General features: G+C 63.9%; 3 protein-coding genes. All 3 read right to left on the bottom strand.

What is annotated here, in order from left to right:
• Positions 1-1,761 (bottom strand): glycoside hydrolase family 127 protein (locus EN964_RS29125; protein ID WP_164776061.1); only part of this gene is annotated, 1,761 nt, incomplete at its 3' end.
• Between the two features lie 14 nt (positions 1,762-1,775).
• A complete protein-coding gene (locus EN964_RS29120; protein WP_127272570.1) occupies positions 1,776-2,633 on the bottom strand; it encodes a carbohydrate ABC transporter permease in 858 nt (285 codons plus the stop codon).
• Positions 2,633-3,500 (bottom strand): carbohydrate ABC transporter permease (locus EN964_RS29115; protein WP_164776060.1); only part of this gene is annotated, 868 nt, incomplete at its 5' end. The genes EN964_RS29120 and EN964_RS29115, both read right to left, overlap by 1 nt.

Here is a 3,500-nt window from a genome sequence, read left to right as displayed (position 1 = left end):
CGGCAGCGTCAGGCGATGCGGCTGGCTGTCATTGTCTGATGCCTCGACGCAATAGATCAGCGGGCCGCGCGACAGCGCGACGCGGCCGGCATCCTGGCGCACCTGCGGGTTGGCATAGAGCCGCTCGATCGGCATTTCGAGATCGAGCCGGATATTGTCGCCCTTCTTCCATGTCCGCTTGATCGCGGCGTAGCCGTCGCTGGTGATCTCAGCCAGCTTGATGGCCTCGCCGTTCACCTTCAACTGGGCACTGGCGCTCCAGGCTGGAATGCGCAGGTGCAAGGTGAATTCGACCGGCGCCTGCGGTTCGAGCACGATCTCGACGGCGCCGTCCCAGGGATAGCGGCTCGTCTGCGTCACGCCGACCGGGACGCCCGATATGTCGAAACGGGCGGTCGAGTCGCCATAGAGGTGGATGGCCAACGCGTCGTCGGCCAGGCTGTAGAAATAGCTGCCGATCGAGGCGACCATGCGCCCGATATTGGGTGGGCAGCACGGGCAGCGGTGCCATTTCCACCTGTTGTGCTTGCCCCGGCTTTCCAATGGATTCTCGTAGAAAAACAGCGAGCCGTCGAGCGACAGGCCCGAGATCGAACCGTTGTAGAGGGCGCGTTCCATCATGTCGGCGTAGCGCGCATTCGGCCCCATGCCGAGCATGCGGCTGGCCCAGAACACCAGGCCCACCGCTGCACAGGTCTCGGCATAGGCGCTCTCGTTGGGCAGGTCATAGTCGCTGGTGAACCCCTCATTGTGCGCCGATGGCCCGAGCCCGCCGGTGATATAGAGGCTCTTGGTGGTGAGATCGTCCCACAGAAGGTCGAGCGCCGACCGCAGCGTGTCGTCGCCATATTCGGTGGCGATGTCGGCCATGCCGGAATAGAGGTACATCGCCCTGACCGCGTGGCCGACGACCTTGTCCTGCTCGCGCACCGGGATGTGCGACTGGCTGTATTCATAGGTCTTGAAATGATAGGCCTTCGGGTCGGCGCCGCGGGCGCGGGCCTCCTCGTCGAAATAATGCGGCTGCTGCCCGCGCTGGTCGATGAAGTATTTGGCCAGCTCCATGTATTTCCGCTCGCCTGTCACCCGCGCCAGCTTGACCAGCGCCAGCTCGATCTCCTCATGTCCGCAATAGCCCTTCTTCTTGCCGGGCTCGGGGCCGAGCACCGACGCGATATGGTCGGCATAGCGGCACATGATGTCGAGCAGCTTGCGTTTTCCCGTCGCCTGGTAATAGGCGACCGCGCCCTCGATCAGGTGGCCGGCGCAATAGAGCTCGTGGCAGTCGCGCAGATTGGTCCAGCGCTTGCCGGGCTGGATGCGCTGATACCAGCTCGAGAGATAGCCGTCCTCCTGCTGCAGCTTGCCATACATGTCGATGACGGCATCGATCTTCTTCTCCAGTTCGGGGTTCTTGCGCCGGTAAAGCGAATAGGCCGCGGTCTCGATCGTCTTGCCGAGATCGGAATCCCAGAACATCTGCGTGGTCACCGTCGATCCAGTGAATTCCGCGCCCTGGCGGTCGGCTTCGTCGGGGGAGGGCGAGTGGAAGGGGATGACTATGCCGGGCGAGGGGCGGTCCGGATCGATCTGCTCCAGCATGCGGGCCTCGACGCAGCGCTCGTAGAGGATGTCGGCGGTGCGTGTGGCGACAGCGTCGGCGCGGTCGCCCCAGAAGCCGTGCACGTCGACCTGCGGCACCGGCAGCGGGCGGAAGGCGAGCTTCGGTTTTCCGGTTTTTGCGGATGGCGATGCGGTCATGAACTTACTCCATTCTATTTGACGGCCCCGGCCATCAGGCCGCGGATGTAGAAGCGCTGCAGCGCCAGGAAGAGGATGAGGCACGGCACCATCATCACGGTGACGCCCGCCTGCACCGCGCCCCAGTCGATGGCGCCGAAGCGGCCCGACTGCAGTGCGGTCATCATCACCGGCAGCGTGAACTTGGACTGGTCGGTCATCAGCACGAGGGCGGCGAGGAATTCGTTCCAGGCGCCGAGGAAGGCAAACAGGGCGATGGTGACCACGCCCGGCCAGACCAGCGGCAGCATCACTTTCAAAAGCATGGTGAGATTGCTGGCGCCGTCCATGCGGGCGGCCTCCTCGATTTCGCGCGGCACGGCGTCGAAGGCGTTGCGCATCATGAAGATCGAGAACGGCAGTTGCAGCGTCACATAGACGCCGACCAGGCCGGTCAGGGTGTTGTGCAGGCCAAGCTTGGTCAGCACCAGGAAGATCGGCGTCAGGATCGACTGAAACGGGATCATGATCGTCGACAGGATGAGGATGAAGAACAGGTCCTTGAACGGAAACCGGAACCGCGAAAAGCCGTAGCCGGCCAGCACGCTGACGGCGACCGACAGCACCACCGTCATCACCGAGACATAGATGCTGTTTTGCGCCGAGACCCACAGCCCGTCGCCGAAGCTGTTGAGCGTGGCATAGTTCTCCAGCGAGAACCCCGACGTCGGCCACGGCGGCAGCGGCGGCAGGCGTGCTTCGGCCGCCGGCTTGAACGCCGACAGCACCGCCCAAACAATCGGCGCGGCGAACAGCACCGAGGCGACGATGCCGGTAGAATGCTCTGCGACGCGGCTCAGGAGCCGGCGGCTACGGGAGGCTGCCTGCGCCATCAGTCGAGACCCTCCGGCTTGCGCAACAACCATAGCTGGACGAGGCTGAGCGCCACCAGGATGACCAGCAGCACCATGGAAAGTGCCGCGCCATAGCCGAGCTTGAACGACACGAAGGACTGGTTGAAGATCCAGTAGACCGCCGTCAGCGTCTGGTTGCGCGGGCCGCCGCGCAGGATGATGTAGAACTGGTCGAAGGCGAGGATCGAGCCGGCGACCGACAGGATCAGCGCCAGCGCCAGCGTGCGGCGCATCAGCGGCAGGGTGATCGCCCTGAACCTGGCGAAAGGCCCGGCACCGTCGATGACGGCCGCCTCCTGCAGGTCCTGCGGGATCGATTGCAGGCCGGCCATCAGGATGATCATGGTGAAGCCGGCGACCTTCCAGACGACCATGGCGATGATCGACCAGAAGGCCGGCTGGAAGGTGGCCAGAAGGTTGAACTTCCTGTCGATCAGTCCGAGGTCGTAGGCAGCCGGGCTGAACAGGCCGGAATCGACATTCAGCAACCACGACCAGAGCAGGCTGGCCGAGGCGAAACCGACAACCGCCGGCATGAAGAACATGGTGCGGTAGAGATTGGTCAGCGGCCGCGGCCGTTCGACGAACAGCGCCAGCGGAAAGGCCACCACGAAGATCGCGATGGTGACGATCACCGTGTAGAAGGCGGTGAAGCGCAGCGCGTTCCAGAACCTGGTGTCGCGCAGGATGGCGACGTAGTTGCCGAGGCCGATGTAGCTATGCTCGCCCATCAAGGGCCAGTTGTGCAGCGACATCCACGCCGTCATGCCGAGCGGGATCAGGAAAAAGACGACGACCAGCGCGACAGCCGGCGCGACATAGAGCAGGCCGATCCATTGTTGGCGG

Origin of the sequence: Mesorhizobium sp. M7A.F.Ca.CA.001.10.2.1 (genome assembly GCF_003998575.1) — a bacterium.
Lineage (GTDB): Bacteria > Pseudomonadota > Alphaproteobacteria > Rhizobiales > Rhizobiaceae > Mesorhizobium.
This window is presented reverse-complemented; position numbering and strand designations above follow the sequence as displayed.

Bases quoted from the DNA above. Each gene is read 5' to 3' on its own strand.
- EN964_RS29120 (WP_127272570.1), bottom strand. From the start codon at position 2,633: ATGGCGCAGGCAGCCTCCCGTAGCCGCCGGCTCCTGAGCCGCGTCGCA.